Source organism: Luteimicrobium sp. NPDC057192 (genome assembly GCF_042670205.1).
GTDB lineage: Bacteria > Actinomycetota > Actinomycetes > Actinomycetales > Cellulomonadaceae > Luteimicrobium.
Genome location: NZ_JBHUWD010000045.1, coordinates 15,398 through 31,423, shown reverse-complemented (window position 1 = coordinate 31,423; position 16,026 = coordinate 15,398). Strand labels below are relative to the sequence as shown.

The window sequence follows — 16,026 nt, the reverse complement described above, 5'->3', positions numbered from 1 at the left end:
CCCGACCTCGCGGTCGGGAGCCCTCGTCGTACGGTGCCGGGGTGCCGGCGTGCGGGTCAGGCGCTGCGGCGGAGCTTGCCCGCGCGCAGGAGCTCGAGCCGCTCGTCGAGGAGCTCCTCGAGCTCCTTGATCGTGCGGCGCTCCAGGAGCATGTCCCAGTGGGTGCGCTGCGGCTTGGTGGCCTTGGCCTCGGGGCGCTCGGCGTCCCGCAGGAGCGCCTCCTCGCCGCACCGGCACTCCCAGGTCGGGGGCACCTCGGCCTCGACCGAGAACGGGAGGATGATGGTGTGCCCGTTGGGGCAGTCGTAGTGCGCCTGGAACCGGGGCGCGAAGTCCACGCCCTCGTCGGACTCCATGCTCTTCGCACCGATGCTCATGCCGCGCAGCGAGCGGTCTGCCATGTCGTCCTCCACATGATGGTTGTGTTGCTGTCGTCGTCCGGGCCGGGTCGGGCCCGTCGGTGCGACCGCGGCCGGGATGCGGCCGGGTGCACAAGCTTTCCGAGGGTACCAACGCGTAACTTTGCCGGAGTGTTCCGTCCGATGCACGTCGGCTGGTGAAGGTCCCGTGAAGGGGCCGGTCCCGGGGGCGGGCTAGGAAGCCGTCGGCGGGGCGAGCCAGGACCTCCAGGCGGGCTCCACGAGCGTCGCCAGGACGTCGTACCCGCCCGACGAGGGGTGCGCGCCGTCGCCCTCGCGGACCTCGCGCCGCCACGTCGGGTCGCTCGCGAGCGCCGCGTGCACGGCGACGTAGGGAACGCCGTCGGCGACGCAGAACTTCCCGAGGGCGGCGTCGAGCCGGGCGGCGCGGGCGTTGTGGGCGTCGTCGTCCGTGGCTGCGGGGCCGACGACGAGCACGTCCCAGCCGTGGTCCCGGGCGCCGCGGACGACGGTGCGCAGGTGACGGACGGCGTCGTCGGGACGCACCCGGACCCCGACGGGGCCGTCCGCCGCGGTGGTGTCGTTGACGCCGCCGGACACGAGGACCCGGCCCTCGCAGCCGGCGGGGAGCCGCGGGGCGCACTCGGGGAGCCAGCGCCGGGCGACGTCGGCCAGGGTGTCCCGGCGGACCCCCAGGTCGTACACGGTCAGGGGCAGCCCGCCCGCGTGGGTGCGGGCGGCGAGGCGGCGCACCCAGCCGAGGTGCTGCGGGTCGCCGACCCCGGCGACGTAGGAGTCGCCGAGAGCGCAGACCCGCACGTCGCGCGCCGGGCCGGGTCCGGTCGTGGCCGTCATGGGTCGCATGCTCCCACGTCGCGGGCCCGGCCGTGGGACGATCGGGGGCATGGTCGGCTCACCGGCGGACGAGGACCGTCTGCGCACCCTGGCGCTGCTGCGCCGTGTCCGGGACCGGATCGACCGCGAGTACGCGCGGCCCCTCGACGTGGAGTCCCTCGCGCGGGGGGTGCACGTGTCGGCGGGGCACCTGAGCCGCCAGTTCCGGCTCGCGTTCGGGGTGTCCCCGTACAGCTATCTCATGACGCGGCGGATCGAGCGGGCGATGGCGCTCCTGCGCCGCGGGGACCTCAGCGTGACCGAGGTGTGCTTCGCGGTGGGCTGCCAGTCCCTCGGCACGTTCAGCACCCGCTTCACCGAGCTCGTCGGGATGCCGCCCAGCGTCTACCGGGACCAGGAGGCGCAGGCGACGGCCGGGATGCCGTCGTGCGTCGCGAAGCAGGTGACGCGACCCGTCAGGAATCGAGAAGCGGCGCCGTCGGGCCGCCCGTAGCGTGGCCGTCATGGACATCACGATTCACTCGGCGCTGCTGCCGCAGGACGACCCCGAGGCCGCGGTCGCGTTCTACCGGGACGCGCTCGGCTTCGAGGTCAGGAACGACGTCGGCTACAAGGGCATGCACTGGATCACCGTGGGCCCCGCCGGGCGCCCGGAGACCTCGATCGTCCTGTACCCGCCGGACGCCGCCCCGGACGTGACCGACGACGAGCGCCGCACCATCGCCGAGATGATGGCCAAGGGGACGTTCGCGTCGATCAACCTGGCCACCCCCGACCTGGACGGCCTGTTCGACCGGGTCCAGGCGCACGACGTCGAGATCGTCCAGGAGCCCACCGACCAGCCGTACGGGGTGCGGGACTGCGCGTTCCGCGACCCCTCGGGCAACCTCGTGCGCGTGCAGCAGGCGGCGTCGTGACGGAGGTCGCCGACACGCACGACCGGATCCGCGTCCACGGCGCACGCGTCAACAACCTCAAGGACGTGTCCGTCGAGCTGCCCAAGCGGCGGCTCACCGTGTTCACCGGGCTGTCCGGGTCCGGGAAGAGCTCGCTCGTGTTCGGGACCGTCGCCGCCGAGTCCCAGCGCCTCATCAACGAGACGTACAGCGCGTTCGTGCAGGGGTTCATGCCCACGCTCGCCCGCCCCGACGTCGACGTCCTCGACGGCCTGACCACCGCGATCGTCGTCGACCAGGAACGCATGGGAGCCAACCCCCGCTCCACCGTCGGGACCGTGACCGACGCCAACGCCATGCTGCGCATCCTGTTCAGCCGGCTCGGGCAGCCGCACCTCGGATCCCCCCAGGCCTTCTCGTTCAACGTCGCGTCAGCCAGCGGCGCCGGCGCGATCACCGTCGAACGCGGCGCCGCCACCACGCGCGAGCGCGCCGAGTTCCACATCGTCGGCGGCATGTGCCCCCGCTGCGAAGGCCGCGGCACCGTCCAGGACTTCGACCTCACCGCCCTCTACGACGACACGAAGTCCCTCAACGACGGCGCCCTCACGATCCCCGGCTACACCATGGACGGCTGGTACGGGCGGATCTTCCGCGGGGCCGGGTTCTTCGACGCCGACACCCCCATCCGCGACTTCACCAAGCGCCAGCTCCACGACCTGCTCTACAAGGAACCCACCAAGATCAAGGTCGAGGGCATCAACGTCACCTACGAAGGCCTGATCCCCAAGATCACCAAGTCGATGCTCGCCAAGGACGTCGACGCCATGCAGCCCCACATCCGCGCCTTCGTCGAACGCGCCGTCACCTTCACCACCTGCCCCGAGTGCCACGGGAGCCGCCTCAGCGAGGGCGCCCGCTCCTCGAAGATCGACGGCACCAGCATCGCCGACGCCTGCGCCATGCAGATCAGCGACCTCGCCACCTGGGTCCGCGGACTCGACGAACCGTCCGTCTCCCCGCTGCTCGGGGCGCTCGCGGACACCCTGGACGCGTTCGTCGAGATCGGCCTCGGCTACCTCAGCCTCGACCGCCCCTCCGGCACCCTGTCCGGCGGCGAGGCCCAGCGCACCAAGATGATCCGCCACCTCGGCTCCGCCCTCACCGACGTCACCTACGTCTTCGACGAGCCGTCCGTCGGGCTGCACCCCCACGACATCACCCGCATGAACGTCCTGCTGCGCCAGCTTCGCGACAAGGGCAACACCGTCCTCGTCGTCGAGCACAAGCCCGAGATGATCGCCATCGCCGACCACGTCGTCGACCTCGGCCCCGGCGCCGGCTCCGCGGGCGGGCAGATCGTCTACGAAGGAACCCTCGACGGCCTGCGCACGAGCGGCACCCTGACCGGGAAGCACCTCGACGACCGGGCGACGCTCAAGGCGTCGGTGCGGGCGCCGTCGGGCGTGCTCGAAGTCCGTGGCGCGAGCTCCCACAACCTCCGCGACGTCGACGTCGACATCCCCCTCGGGGTGCTCGTCGTCGTCACGGGCGTCGCAGGCTCGGGCAAGAGCTCGCTCGTCACCGGGTCCGTCGTCGGGCGCGACGGCGTCGTGCACGTCGACCAGACCGCGATCCGCGGGTCCCGGCGCAGCAACCCCGCGACCTACACCGGCCTGCTCGACCCGATCCGCAAGGCGTTCGCCAAGGCCAACGGGGTCAAGCCCGCCCTGTTCAGCGCCAACTCCGAGGGCGCGTGCCCCACCTGCAACGGCGCCGGCGTCGTGTACACCGACCTCGGGATGATGGCCGGCGTCGCCACCGTCTGCGAGGAGTGCGAGGGCCGCCGGTTCCAGGCGTCGGTGCTCGAGTACCACCTCGGCGGGAAGGACATCAGCGAGGTCCTCGCGATGTCCGCGGCCGACGCCGAGGAGTTCTTCGGCACGGGGGAGTCGCGCGTGCCCGCGGCGCACACCGTCCTCGGCCGCATCACCGACGTCGGCCTCGGCTACCTCACCATCGGGCAACCCCTCACCACGCTCTCGGGCGGCGAGCGCCAGCGGCTCAAGCTCGCCACGCACCTGGGCGACAAGGGCGGCGTGATCGTCCTCGACGAGCCCACCACCGGCCTGCACCTCGCCGACGTCGCCCAGCTCCTCGGGCTCCTCGACCGCATCGTCGACTCCGGGAAGTCCGTCGTCGTCATCGAGCACCACCAGGCCGTCATGGCGCACGCCGACTGGATCATCGACCTCGGCCCCGGCGCCGGGCACGACGGCGGGCAGATCGTGTTCGAGGGCACGCCCGCCGACCTCGTCGCCGGCCGCTCCACGCTCACCGGGCAGCACCTCGCCGACTACGTCCGCTCCTGACCCCGGTACCGTCGACACGTGGCCCGCACCGACTACGTCGACGACCCCGACGCCCCCTCCATCAACTCCGTCGTCCCGTCCGTCGTCGCCGTCGTCGAGCACGACGGCGCCGTCCTCCTCGTCCACAAGACCGACAACGACCTCTGGGCCCTGCCCGGCGGCGGCCACGAACCCGGCGAGACCATCACCGCCACCGTCGTCCGCGAGGTCCTCGAAGAGACCGGCTACGACGTCGAGGTCACCGGCCTCGTCGGCACCTACACCAACCCCCACCACGTCATCGCCTACGACGACGGCGAGGTCCGCCAGCAGTTCTCCCTCTGCTTCACCGCACGACTCCTCGGGGGAGAGGCCCGCACCAGCGCCGAGAGCAAGGCCGTCGCCTGGGTCACCCCCGCCGACGCCACCGCCCTGCCCATGCACCCCTCCATGCGCCTGCGCCTCCAGCACGGCCTCGAACGACGGACCCACCCCTACCTCGGCTAGAGACCGTCGACCCCGAAAACACCTCGAGAGCGCGCCCGCCCCGGGTGTGTCATCGACACCATGGCAACGACGCTGGACACCCCCGGCACCACGACGCTCGACCAAGCCCTCCGCGCCCTCCGCGCCTGGCAACGAGAAGGCACCACGCTCCAGCTCCACCCCGGCGACCTCGGCTGGAAGGAACGCGCCGGCAACGGCACCGCAGCCGCCGTCCTCCGCTCCTGGCGCCACGACGACGGCACCCTCGCCGCCGTCGGCATGCTCGACGCCCCCGACCTCCTCCGACTCGCCCTCGACCCCCGGATCCTCACCGACGAGACCCTCGCCCAGCAGATCCTCACCGACCTCGACGACCCCGACCGCGGCATCCTCCCCGCAGGAACCGCGTCCCTCGAGACACCGAACGGCGCCGTCCTCCACGACCTGGCGCTCGCGGACGGGTGGGCGGCAGGGGAGTCGTGGACACCGCTGCGCCGGGATCTCGCCGCTCCCGTGGAGGACGCGGGTCTGCGCGTCGAGGTCGCCGGCGGAGCCGACGTGAGCGTGCGCACCGCGGTGCACCGCGCGTCGTTCCCCGGGTCCACGTTCACGGACGAGGCCTGGCGCGTGATGGCAGCCGGCCCCGCGTACGCGGACGGCCGCTGCCTCGTGGGCTTCGACGGCGACGGCACCGCGGTCGCGGCGGCCACCGTGTGGTCCGCGGGGCCAGGCAGACCAGGGTTGCTCGAGCCCGTGGGCGTGCACCACGAGCATCGTCGGCGCGGGTGCGGAAGGGCGATCAGCCTCGCGTGCGCCCAGGTGCTCCGCGAGCTCGGTTCGTCGAGCGCGATCGTCTGCACCCCGACGGCGAACGTCCCGGCCGTCGAGACGTACCGATCCGCCGGTTTCGTGGCGGAAGAACAGCGTCTGGACGCGACGCGGCCTGGCTCCGTCGCGCCCTGACGCCCGGACGCCGTCCAGCCGGGGGAGCAGTGTCACTCGGGGCGCAGGCGGGCCTCGTCGAGGATCGGCTCGAACAGCTCCACAGGGTTCCCGGACGGGTCCTCGACGATGACCTGCCGTCCGCCCACGCCCTCGACGACGCCGCTCCGGAACCGGATCCCGCGCCCGCGGAGGTCCGAGACCAGGGACGCGAGGTCGTCGACCTCGAGCGCGAAACGGTTCCAGCCGCCGGGTGCCGGGATCGTGCCGTCGGGCATCGCCTGACCGCCGCCCGGACCGCCACCGGGTCTGCTGAGCACGAGCCGCAGGTCGCCGCGCGTCAGCATCGCGAACGCCTCGGCCGGGTGCATGACCAGCTCGAAGCCGAGGACCTGGGTGTAGAACGCGATCGCCGCGTCGACGTCGTCGACGACGTACCGCACGCTCACCGTCGCCATGAGCGACCTCCTCGTCGCGTGAGCCTTCTCCAGCAGGCTACGCCCTCACATTTCGGACATTGTGCTGCTCGAGGATCCGCGCGCGGGCGCACGGCGGGGGGAGCGCACTGTCCGCGCGGCGTACGCCGGTCCCACCGCGCCGCTCGCGGCGCTACCGTGGCGGCGATGGGACACCTGACAGACCTCGAGGTGGCGTTCGACGCCGCGGACCGCGCCGCCGGCCTCGCCCTGACGTTCTTCGCCACGGGCGTCACCGCGACGACGAAGGCGGACGGAACGCCGGTCACGGACGCCGACCTCGCCGTCGAGCGGCTTCTGCGCGAGAGCCTCGCCGCAGCCCGTCCCGGCGACGCGTTCCTCGGTGAGGAGCACGGCCGCACGGGGGAGTCCGAGCGGGTCTGGATCCTCGACCCGATCGACGGCACGGGCTACTTCGCCAGGAACGACCCGAACTGGCGGATCCACGTCGCGCTCGAGGTCGGCGGGGTCACCGAGCTGGCGGTCGTGACCTCGCCCGCGCTGGGCCTGCGCTGGTGGGCGACACGAGGCGGCGGGGCCTTCGAAGGCCCGTGGCCCGCCGTCGACGGCGGAGCTCGCCGGCTCGCCGTCAGCGCCACGTCGCGCGTCGGTGACGCAGCCCTCGAAGCGTTCGAGGGCGCCGCCCGGGCGGAGCTGCCGTCCGGGTTCCGGCCGCCGTCGAGCCCGTTGCCGTTGGTGGAGCTCGTCCGCGGGGAGATCGACGCCTTGCTTGCCGAGGGCTACCACGCGTGGGACCACGCACCCTGGATCCTGCTCGTCGACGAGGCAGGCGGCGCGTTCACCGACGTCACCGGAGGGCACGCGAGCGACGCCGGCGGCGGCCTCTACTCGAACACCGCACTGCACGACGCGCTGTTCACGACGCTGGCCTACCCGCTGCGACGCGGCGCCTGACGACCCCGGACCGGTCCGGTAATCCACTCTCGTCGCGATCCGATAATGTACGTTATGTCATTACGCCTGGTGGGCGCACCCCTCTCGGGGCCGACGGCGCCCCTCTCGCCCCGCATCGACGCCTACGCTGCGGTGCGACGATGAAGCCGGTGCCGTCGACCCGGGTGCGCGTCCTCACGACCGCCGAAGCGACCGACGACGACATCGCGTCCGCAGCGAGAATCTGGGCCGAGGCGACGGCACGCCGTGACGGACTCGACACGCCGGCGCCCTGGGAACGCCAGCTCGCCGGCATCCGGGCCCGGCTCGCGCCGCCGGGCGCCGTCCTGTTCCTCGCGACGGGTTCCCACCGGCCGACCGGCTTCGGCGTGGCGGCTCCTGACGCACAGCGAGCCGAGCTGTCCTACCTCGCGGTCGACCCGCGCGCCTGGGGCCAGGGCACGGCGGCCGCGCTCCTGGCTCGGGTCGAGCGCTGGGCCGTCACGCTCGGCGCTCACGAGCTCACCCTCTGGGTGCTCGACGACAACGCCCGCGCGCAGGGCGTCTACCTGCGCGCAGGCTGGACGCCCACCGACGAGCGGCAGCACGCCCAGCCGTCCGGCCGGCTCGAGCGGCGCCTCACGCGCGCTCTGCACGAGCGTCCGACACCGTCTCGAAGCTGACCTCGGCGGTCGTGACCGTCCCTGCCCGGCGCCTCGGCGCCCGGTGGTTCTCCCAGTACAGGTTGGTGTGCGCGATCACGAGGTCGGGCGTCGGCGCACCGAACTCCGAGAGGTCCTCGGTGGTGTGCGCGTCCGACACGAGCGTCGCGTCGTAGCCGCGCGCGATCGCGCCGTGGAGCGTCGACCGGATGCACTCGTCGGTCTGCGCGCCCGCCACCACGAGGCTGCCCACGGCGAGCTCGGCCAGCCGTTCCTCGAGGTCCGTGTCCTCGAACGAGTCCGGGTACTCCTTCTGGACGACGGGCTCGTCGCGCGCCACGGTCAGCTCGGGCACGATCTCCCACCCCTCGCCCCCGCGCGGCATTCCCTCCGGGTGCGAGTGCTGGACCCACACGACGGGCACGTCGGCGGCTCGCGCCTTGTCGACGAGGGCTGCGACGTTCGCGACGACGGCGTCACGGTGATAGGCCTCGCCCACCACGCCGTTCTGGACGTCGACGACCAGGAGCGCCGTGTTCGGGCGGTCGGTGAGCGTGCTCATGAGTGGACTCCCCTTCGAGCCGGTGGACGGGGTGACGGGTTGATGGCGACGCTACGCCCGACCCCGGACATCGCTCCCGCCATCGGGTCGATGTCCGATTGATACCATTTTGTATGTCTCAACTGAACAGTTTCGCAGAGGCTCGGCCGCCAGCCCCGGCCGCCCGTCGTCCGTGATGTCTGACCCGTCCCCTACGGTCGTCCCGTCCGAAGCCCCCAGGAGGTCCCGTGGCAGCACCGCCCCGCGTCGTCAGGCTCACCGTCGCCGAGGCGGTCCGCCGCTACCGCACGGTCGTCGACGCGGAGACCCTGCGCGGCATCCTCTCCCCCACGACCCGCGACACCTACACGCGCGACCTGCGCGAGTTCTCGGTCCTCGCGGGACCTGACCGCGTCCTCGACGACATCTCGGGCGAGGATCTCGACGACGTCCTCGTCCGCTACCAGCTCGCCCCCGACGCCCGCTACAGCGACCCGTCGGAGAAACCGGGCGGACCGGGCAGGTCGACCGCGAGCGTCAATCGCTTCCGCCAGTCCGTCTCGCGGTTCTTCACGCACGCCACCAAGCACGCCTGGGTCCAGGCCAACCCGTTCCTCTGGGCCGCTCCCCCGGCCCGCACGCGCGGCGGCCTGCGCGTCGAGCGCACCGCGCTGCCGGCGTCGTCGGCCAAGGCGCTCCTGGACGCCACGGAGGGCGCGGTGCACGAGCAGCCCGCGCGCCGCGACCAGGACCTCGCCCTCCGCGACCGGCTCGTGATCGCGCTGCTCCTGGTTCTGGGGCCGCGCGTGTCCGAGCTCGTGCGGGCCGATCTCGACGACGTCGTCCGCGAGCCCGGCGCCGCCCGCTGGCGCATCCGGGGCAAGGGTGGCGCGGTGCGGACGGTCAGCCTCTCGGCGCCGCTCGAGGACGCCCTGAGCGACTACCTGGGCGGCCTCCGGCCCTCGCTCCTGGCACGCGGCGACGCGTCGGCCGACGCCCAGCGGGCGCTGCTGCTGAGCTGGCGGGGGCGTCGCATGGACGCCCAGTCGGTGCGGGCGCTGCTGACGCGCGCCATGAGGCGCGTCCCCGGCGACCTGCGCCGCGGTGCGACGCCGCACGCCCTGCGGCACACGACAGCGACGCTGCTCGTCGCGCACGGCTGGGACGTCAAGGTGGTCGCCGAGCTCCTCGGGCACGCGTCGATCGCCACGACCGGCGTCTACCTCGACCGGATCGAGGGCGAGCTCGCCGCGGCGATCGCCGCGCACCCGCTCACCCTCCGGTCCGAGGCGCCGGGCGGGACCTCGCCCGCGGAGCCCCTCCCCCTCAGCGAGCCCGGTACTGCTGCGGGCTGAGCCCGTGGACCCGCTTGAACGCGGCGCTCAGCGCGAACGGCGTCGCGTACCCGACGCGTCGGGCCACCGTCTCGAGCGTCGCGTCCGACGACGTCAGCAGGTCCGCCGCGAGCGCGAGCCGCACGCCCGTGAGGTAGCCGAGCGGCGTCTCGCCGACCAGCTCGCGGAACCGTCGCGCGAACGCCGCGCGCGACATTCCCGCGCCGGCCGCGAGCGACTCCACCGTCCAGCCGTGGGCCGGGTCGTCGTGGATCGCCGCGAGCGCGCGCCCGACGTCCGGGTCGTGGGCTGCGCGCAGCCAGCCCGGGCGGTCGGCGCCGGGCGCGGCGAACCAGTCGCGCAGCGCGGTCACGAGGAGCAGGTCGAGCACCCGGTCGAGGACGACCTCCTGCCCCGGCTCGTCACGCGCGAGCTCGTCGTCGAGCACGTCGACGAGGCGCCGCGCCGCACCGGTGGGACCGAGGACCGCGAGCGGCGGCAGGCCGGCGAGGATGCGCCGGCTCGTCGCGTCGGGCAGCGGGTACGTGCCGACGAGCATGCGCGCCTCGCCCGGCAGCGCGTTCCCCCACGCGCGCAGCCCGAGCGTCATGCGCTCGGTCATGGGCTCCCCCGCGGGCGACCGGCAGACCTGCCCCGGGTGCACGACGACGTCCGGCGGGGTCCCGGGCGTGTGGGCCATGGTGTACGGCGTGGGGCCGGGGACGACGACGATGTCGCCGGGTCCGAGGATCACCTGCGGCCCCGCGTCGGACGCGAACGCGGCGCTGCCGTGGGTGACCGCGACGACCGTGGCGGGGGCCTCGTCGGCGATCCGCACCGACCACGGCGGGTCGAACGACGCGCGGAGCAGGAACGCCCCGCGCGCGCGAGGGCCGTCGAGGAGCGCGGTGAGGGGGTCCACCCCGTCACCGTAGGCGCAGCGGTGCACCCTCAGGGCACGACACGACGGCCGCCTCGTGGCACGGTGGTCGGACCGCACGCAACGAGGGAGATGCCATGCGACCCGACGAGATCGCCGAGATCCTCGACCGTCCGACGAGCCGCGAGCTGCTGGCCCGCGACCTGACACGGCTCGCGTACGTCGCGCCGGACGGCACGCCCCGCTGCATCCCGATCGGGTTCTCGTGGAACGGCTCGACGATCGTGATGTGCTCGCCGCCGGGCGCTCCGAAGGTCGCCGCGCTCCGTGCCGCCCCCGCGGTCGCGCTGACCATCGACACCGAGGTCCACCCGCCGAAGATCCTCCTGATCCGCGGGCGCGCCGAGCTCGACCCGGTGGACGGCATCCCCGACGAGTTCGTCGAGGCCAACACGACCTACCAGATGACCCCCGAGCAGCGGGTCACGTGGGAGGCCGAGGTGCGGTCGCTCTACGTCGACGGCATGGTCCGGATCGTCGTGACGCCGACCTGGGCCAAGCTGATCGACTTCGAGACGACGCTCCCGACCGCGGTCGAGGAGCTGGCTCGCCGGCGGGCGGCCCGGCAGGAGTGACGCCCTGAGACGCTCGCGCATGCTGTCGAGCGTCTGGGCCATGTCCGCAGGTCGCGCGACCCGGTTGACTCAGTGGCAGGTGGTCGTCCGGCCGCCGCAGCCTCGAAGGAGTCACCGTGCGTCCTCTCACCGCCGTCCTGACCGGTCTCACCGTCCTCTCCGCGGGAGCGATGGCCGGCACGTTCTTCGCCTTCGCGGTCGGCGTCATGCCGGGGCTGTCGGCGGCAGGCCCCGCGACGGCCGTTCCCGCGATGCGCCAGATCAACGCCCGGATCGAGAACCCGCTGTTCCTCGCGGTGTTCATGCTGGTCCCCGTCTTCGCCGCGGTCGCGGGGTTCCTCGCGCTGCGCTCGGGCCAGCGCACCGCCGGCCTGCTCCTGCTCGCCGCCGCCGCCGTCTACGTCGTCGGGACGATCGTCACGACGGGCGCCGTGAACGTCCCGCTCAACCAGGCGCTCGCGGCCGCGAAGCCGCACGCCGACCCGGCGACCGTCTGGGCGGACTTCATCGGTCGCTGGAACGCCGGGAACCTCGTCCGGACGATCGCCTCGAGCGCGACCCTCGTGCTCGCCGCCGCCGCTTTCGCGGCGAAGGGCGCGACCCCGAAGGCGTCGGCGGCCGCGGACCTGGTCAGCACCACCGTGGCTGCCGTTGCCCGTTGAGCGGCCGGACGGCTCAGAAGGGTGCCGGGGTCGATCCGGGCGACCGACGGGCCACCGACCACGGCAGCACGACCCACAGGCCGATCAGCCCGCACAGCGCCACTCCTCCGGCGACCGCCCCGGCCGCGACCGAGACGACCACGTCGAAGAGGAAGAACACGCAACCCACGATCGTCAGGCCCAGGGCCAGCAGCCCCAGGCGCGCGAGCCTGTGCCCGAGGACGACGGTCTCGCGCTTGAGCCGCCGCCGGAACAGGTAGCGGTGCAGGCTCACGGGCGCGACGAGGAGGCCGGTCGCGGTCGTCGAGAGCGCGACGAGGACGAGGTACGTGACGACCTCGAGGTCGTCGAGGCGCCCGAACCGCTGCTGGAACGGGACGGTCAGGAGGAAGCCCGTGAGGACCTGGGCGCCGGTCTGGGTGACGCGCAGCTCCTGGAGCAGCTCGTTCCAGTTCCGGTCGAGCCGCTCGGCGACCGTCTCGCGGCGGCCCGCGTCGTCGGGCGCCCAGGGGCCGTCGTCGGGGGTGTCGTCGGGGGCCGGGGCGTCGCCGGCCGTCGCATCGTCGCGCACGGTCCCACGCTAGGGCATGTCGCCCAAGTCGACCCGTGCCACGGCTGTTCCTTCGCTGGCGCCGCTCAGGCCCACTCGCATCTGGCCGAGCAAGGACCAGTAGACGTCGAGGTCAGTCATCTCGAGGTTCGTGATGTCGTCGTCGCCGCCCAGGAAGAGAGGCACGCGATACCCGACGCACTGGTCAGGCGAGGGAGACGGCTGGCCTGACTCTAGCCACGTCTCGAAGAACCCCGCGGCGAGTGCTGCGCCCGGGTAGTCCACCAGCTCGATGTCATGGAACTCGGAAAAGGGCACGGGGATCTCCAGCGCCTCGCCTGTGCCGATTTCGAACATGAGGACGGTCGGTTCGTGCGCTGGCCCGCGTCTTGCGTCTAGGGAGAACTGCCGCCCGAGCCAGTCGTGCCCGAAGCACGAGACGGTGGACGTGAACTCCGGGTAGGCCGCGCGCACCAGCGCATCGGCGCGTCCCGCCGAGGTAGAGGTATGGATCCGGTAGAGCCCTCCACGGATCGTCGTGCCGCCTGACCGGCGCAGGAGATCCGTAGCGCTGATCGTTGACATGGGCGAAACTTCGACCCGGAAGTGTTCGGCGAACCTCTCAAGCACCCTGGCTCCCGTCGTGAAACCCGAAGCGCCCCGGGGCGCACACAGTTGTCGTGGACCGGAACTCGGCTGCGAAGCCAACCGACTCACCACCGCTAGTTTGCCGACCACCTCACCTCGGAGTTAGGAGACACGCCCTAGCCGTCGGCCCGGGCCGACGGCGTCACCAGGCCTGTCTCGTACGCCAGGACGACGAGCTGGGCGCGGTCACGGGCGCCGAGCTTCGTCAGGAGCCGGCTCACGTGCGTCTTGACCGTGGTGAGCTCGACGACGAGCTCGGCGGCGAGCTCCGCGTTGGACCGGCCCCGTGCGACCAGCGCGAGGACCTCGCGCTCGCGGTCCGTGAGCCCGGCGAGACGGTCGTCGACGGCGGAGGACGCCGGCGCGGTGGGCGGCTGCCGGACGAACGCCGCGACGAGCCGCGTGGTCACGCTCGGCGCGAGCAGCGACTCGCCGGTCGCGACGACCCGGATGGCCTCCAGCAGCCGTTCCGGGGGCGTGTCCTTGAGGACGAACCCGCTCGCGCCCGCGCGCAGGGCCTGGAAGACGTGCTCGTCGTGGTCGAACGTCGTGACTACGAGCACCCGCGGCCCGTCGGGCTCGCCCACGAGGTAGCGGGTGGCCTCGAGCCCGTCCATGACCGGCATGCGCAGGTCCATGAGGACGACGTCGGGGTGGAGGGCCCGGGCCTGGCGGACCGCGTCGGCGCCGTGCGACGCCTCCCCCACGACCTCGAGGTCGGGCGCGGACCCGACGAGCGCCCGGAACCCCGCACGCACCAGCGCCTCGTCGTCGACGACGAGCACGCGCGTCGGGTCGGGGGCCACGGGGTCGCCCAGATCAGGCATCAGGACGCCTCTGTTGTCCGGCACGCGCCCCAGTATGGGGTGCTTCGGTGAGTTCTGCCGGGACGTCGGGCCCGAAGACGGCCCGGACGCGCCAGCCGCCGCGGTCGTCCGGGCCCGCGTCGGCGTGCCCGCCGTGCAGCTCGACCCGCGCGCGGATGCCGTCGAGGCCGGAGCCCGACCCGGTGAGCGGCTCACCGGTCCGGTCGGTCGGGGACGTGTTCTCGACGACGACCACGAGCGGCCGGACGCGCTGCAGGGTCACCCGGACCCGGGCCCCGGGCGCGTGCTTGACGGCGTTCGTCAGGGCCTCCTGGACCACCCGGTAGGCGGAGGTCTCGAGCAACCGGTCGTACCCGGCGTCGCCGGCGACCCGCAGCTCCGCGTCGACGCCGGCCTCGCCGACCGACGCGACGAGCGCCGGCACGTCGTCGAGCGTGGGCTCGGCCGTGCCCGGAGCCGTGTCGCCGACGTCCCGCAGACCGGCGAGGACGGCCCTCAGCTCGGTGAGGGCACGCCGGCTGACCTCCTCGATCGTCGCCAGCGCCGCCCGTGCCTGCTCCGGGTCGTCGTCGAGCAGCACCCGGCCGACGCCCGAGCGGACCGCGACGAGCGACAGGGCGTGCGAGACGACGTCGTGCACGTCGCGCGACACCCGCAGCCGCTCCTCAGCGCGGATCCGCGCGTCCGCCTCGCGCGCGAGCCTCTCCTCCTCGGCCGCGAGCGCCTCGGCGAAGCCGCGCCGGGCGCGTACGACGTCGCCGATGAACCATCCGGCGCCGGCGATCAGGAGCTGGACGAGGTCCTGATCGCGGTCCGGCCACAGGTGGAGGGCGACGAGGTCGGTCGCGGACACGACGGCGGCTGCTGCTCCGACCGCGATGAGGGCGGTCCGGCGTGGGAGGCGTGTCGCGCACGCGTAGGCGGCGACGCCGAGCGCGGGGCCGAGGTCGCTCACGAACGGGGTGACCCGGACGCCGGTGAGCGCGGCGGCGACGAGCCCGGCGGAGACCAGTGCCAGGGCGACCGTCGGCGCCCGTCGCGCCCACGCGAGCGGCGCTGCCACGAGGAGCCCGAGGAGGGGCGTGGCGAGGGGGTGGGCGTCGCTCGGCGGCGACAGGACGACCGGGAGCGTGAAGAGCGCGAAGGACGCGACCGCCACCGCGATGTCGAGCCACGGCCCGGGTGCGCGCCGTCCCGGGCGCCGGCGCGGGGCCACCGGGGCGGGTCCGTGCACGGGCGGGGCGGGGTGGGTCATGGCACCGACCCTAGGGCCGGGTCACCTGGGGCGTCGTCCTCCTGGAGGACGACGGGCCGCGTCGTTCTCGGGGACGGTCGCGGGTCGTGCTCGTCCTGCGGGACGACGGCCGGTTCCGTCCGCGAGCACGACGCGCCGCGCGGTCGTCCGGCGGGAGGCTCGAGCCATGAACACACCGAACCGGCTCTCCCGTCCGATCGTCCTCACCTCGGCCGCGCTCTTCGCGGCGGGGCTCGTCTCCGGGGTGGGCGTCTACGCCCGCCGCGGCGACACCGTGGCCGTCCATCACGGCGACACGGCGGCCTGGACCGTGCACCTCGTGCTGACGGCGCTCGCGGTCGTGGTGGTCGCGGTGCTCGCGGTGCGCGGGCGTCTGGTCGCGGCGATCCGGGCGCCGTTCACCCGGGCGGCGGGCGAGCGGGTGCGGCTGACGCTGCGCCGGGCGGTCCGGAGCCCGGGCGCCGCTGTCCGCGTGGTCGTGTCGCTGCCGTTCGCGGTGATCTTCCTGTACGGGTTCTACCGGGCGGGCGAGCAGGTCTTCGCCGGGCTGGACCCGAGCTTCACGGCGAACGCGTGGGGCGGTCCGTCCTACCTGGGCGCCATGTACTGCCACTACCTCGACGGCGCGCTCCTCGGTGCCGTCTCGGCCCTCGCCCTGCACGGCTTGCTCCTGGGTCGGCGCTCGGTGCGCTCCGAGGTGCGGACGGCGTCGGACGTGCGCACGGTGGAGGCGAGGTGACCCGGGCGCGACG

20 protein-coding genes are annotated in these 16,026 nt (G+C 73.5%); 11 read left to right on the top strand and 9 right to left on the bottom strand.

Annotated features, from left to right (window positions below; all coding sequences use genetic code 11):
• Positions 1 to 56: 56 nt before the first annotated feature.
• Positions 57 to 401 carry an RNA polymerase-binding protein RbpA gene (locus ACFT5B_RS17635; RefSeq protein ID WP_036950226.1) on the bottom strand — a complete coding sequence of 115 codons (345 nt, stop codon included), beginning with the start codon at positions 399 to 401 and terminating at the stop codon, positions 57 to 59.
• Between the two features lie 192 nt (positions 402 to 593).
• Complete coding sequence (locus ACFT5B_RS17630) at positions 594 to 1,235, bottom strand: GDSL-type esterase/lipase family protein (protein WP_386800481.1); 642 nt, start codon at positions 1,233 to 1,235, stop codon at positions 594 to 596.
• 49 nt (positions 1,236 to 1,284) lie between these two features.
• On the opposite strand from ACFT5B_RS17630, the gene ACFT5B_RS17625 reads away from it, so the two are divergent.
• Genes ACFT5B_RS17625 through ACFT5B_RS17605 form a run of 5 tightly spaced genes read left to right on the top strand, consistent with a single transcriptional unit; the run spans position 1,285 to position 5,931 of the window.
• Positions 1,285 to 1,728, top strand: a complete 444-nt coding sequence (locus ACFT5B_RS17625; protein ID WP_386800480.1) for a helix-turn-helix transcriptional regulator — start codon at positions 1,285 to 1,287, stop codon at positions 1,726 to 1,728.
• A gap of 10 nt (positions 1,729 to 1,738) precedes the next feature.
• On the top strand, positions 1,739 to 2,152 hold the full coding sequence (locus ACFT5B_RS17620; RefSeq protein ID WP_386800479.1) for a VOC family protein: 414 nt from the start codon (positions 1,739 to 1,741) through the stop codon (positions 2,150 to 2,152).
• Complete coding sequence (locus ACFT5B_RS17615; RefSeq protein ID WP_386800478.1) at positions 2,149 to 4,503, top strand: ATP-binding cassette domain-containing protein; 2,355 nt, start codon at positions 2,149 to 2,151, stop codon at positions 4,501 to 4,503. The genes ACFT5B_RS17620 and ACFT5B_RS17615 overlap by 4 nt, the downstream gene beginning before the upstream one ends.
• Before the next feature lie 18 nt (positions 4,504 to 4,521).
• On the top strand, positions 4,522 to 4,989 hold the full coding sequence (locus ACFT5B_RS17610; protein ID WP_386800477.1) for an NUDIX hydrolase: 468 nt from the start codon (positions 4,522 to 4,524) through the stop codon (positions 4,987 to 4,989).
• Between the two features lie 60 nt (positions 4,990 to 5,049).
• Positions 5,050 to 5,931, top strand: coding sequence for a GNAT family N-acetyltransferase (locus tag ACFT5B_RS17605; RefSeq protein WP_386800476.1), 882 nt, complete (start codon positions 5,050 to 5,052; stop codon positions 5,929 to 5,931).
• A gap of 32 nt (positions 5,932 to 5,963) precedes the next feature.
• Here ACFT5B_RS17605 and ACFT5B_RS17600 read toward each other — a convergent pair whose 3' ends face one another.
• Entirely contained in the window at positions 5,964 to 6,368 is a 405-nt protein-coding gene (locus tag ACFT5B_RS17600) for a VOC family protein (protein ID WP_386800475.1), read from the bottom strand.
• A gap of 165 nt (positions 6,369 to 6,533) precedes the next feature.
• Between ACFT5B_RS17600 and ACFT5B_RS17595 the strand changes: the two genes are divergently transcribed.
• The gene (locus ACFT5B_RS17595; RefSeq protein ID WP_386800474.1) at positions 6,534 to 7,301 is read left to right on the top strand and encodes an inositol monophosphatase family protein; all 768 of its coding nucleotides are present in this window, start codon (positions 6,534 to 6,536) and stop codon (positions 7,299 to 7,301) included.
• Between the two features lie 149 nt (positions 7,302 to 7,450).
• On the top strand, positions 7,451 to 7,963 hold the full coding sequence (locus ACFT5B_RS17590) for a GNAT family N-acetyltransferase (RefSeq protein WP_386800473.1): 513 nt from the start codon (positions 7,451 to 7,453) through the stop codon (positions 7,961 to 7,963).
• Here ACFT5B_RS17590 and ACFT5B_RS17585 read toward each other — a convergent pair.
• A complete protein-coding gene (locus ACFT5B_RS17585; protein ID WP_386800472.1) occupies positions 7,920 to 8,504 on the bottom strand; it encodes an isochorismatase family protein in 585 nt (194 codons plus the stop codon). The two genes, ACFT5B_RS17590 and ACFT5B_RS17585, sit on opposite strands and share 44 nt — an antisense overlap.
• A 227-nt stretch (positions 8,505 to 8,731) precedes the next feature.
• Between ACFT5B_RS17585 and ACFT5B_RS17580 the strand changes: the two genes are divergently transcribed.
• Complete coding sequence (locus ACFT5B_RS17580) at positions 8,732 to 9,838, top strand: tyrosine-type recombinase/integrase (protein WP_386800471.1); 1,107 nt, start codon at positions 8,732 to 8,734, stop codon at positions 9,836 to 9,838.
• On the opposite strand, the gene ACFT5B_RS17575 is transcribed toward ACFT5B_RS17580, so the two are convergent.
• Positions 9,810 to 10,739 carry a cupin domain-containing protein gene (locus ACFT5B_RS17575; protein ID WP_386800470.1) on the bottom strand — a complete coding sequence of 310 codons (930 nt, stop codon included), beginning with the start codon at positions 10,737 to 10,739 and terminating at the stop codon, positions 9,810 to 9,812. The two genes, ACFT5B_RS17580 and ACFT5B_RS17575, sit on opposite strands and share 29 nt — an antisense overlap.
• A gap of 95 nt (positions 10,740 to 10,834) precedes the next feature.
• On the opposite strand from ACFT5B_RS17575, the gene ACFT5B_RS17570 reads away from it, so the two are divergent.
• A complete protein-coding gene (locus ACFT5B_RS17570; RefSeq protein ID WP_386800469.1) occupies positions 10,835 to 11,332 on the top strand; it encodes a pyridoxamine 5'-phosphate oxidase family protein in 498 nt (165 codons plus the stop codon).
• A gap of 116 nt (positions 11,333 to 11,448) precedes the next feature.
• The gene (locus tag ACFT5B_RS17565) at positions 11,449 to 11,994 is read left to right on the top strand and encodes a DUF1772 domain-containing protein (protein WP_386800468.1); all 546 of its coding nucleotides are present in this window, start codon (positions 11,449 to 11,451) and stop codon (positions 11,992 to 11,994) included.
• 13 nt (positions 11,995 to 12,007) lie between these two features.
• On the opposite strand, the gene ACFT5B_RS17560 is transcribed toward ACFT5B_RS17565, so the two are convergent.
• The 4 genes from ACFT5B_RS17560 to ACFT5B_RS17545 form a co-directional block, all read right to left on the bottom strand.
• Positions 12,008 to 12,565: a DUF6328 family protein gene (locus tag ACFT5B_RS17560; protein ID WP_386800467.1), complete on the bottom strand. Its 558-nt coding sequence runs from the start codon at positions 12,563 to 12,565 to the stop codon at positions 12,008 to 12,010.
• 9 nt (positions 12,566 to 12,574) lie between these two features.
• Entirely contained in the window at positions 12,575 to 13,129 is a 555-nt protein-coding gene (locus ACFT5B_RS17555; RefSeq protein ID WP_386800466.1) for a T6SS immunity protein Tdi1 domain-containing protein, read from the bottom strand.
• Between the two features lie 179 nt (positions 13,130 to 13,308).
• Entirely contained in the window at positions 13,309 to 14,019 is a 711-nt protein-coding gene (locus ACFT5B_RS17550) for a response regulator (RefSeq protein WP_386800465.1), read from the bottom strand.
• Positions 14,012 to 15,274, bottom strand: coding sequence for a sensor histidine kinase (locus ACFT5B_RS17545; RefSeq protein WP_386800464.1), 1,263 nt, complete (start codon positions 15,272 to 15,274; stop codon positions 14,012 to 14,014). The genes ACFT5B_RS17550 and ACFT5B_RS17545 overlap by 8 nt, the downstream gene beginning before the upstream one ends.
• 166 nt (positions 15,275 to 15,440) lie before the next feature.
• Between ACFT5B_RS17545 and ACFT5B_RS17540 the strand changes: the two genes are divergently transcribed.
• On the top strand, positions 15,441 to 16,013 hold the full coding sequence (locus tag ACFT5B_RS17540) for a hypothetical protein (RefSeq protein WP_386800463.1): 573 nt from the start codon (positions 15,441 to 15,443) through the stop codon (positions 16,011 to 16,013).
• Positions 16,014 to 16,026 lie beyond the last annotated feature (13 nt).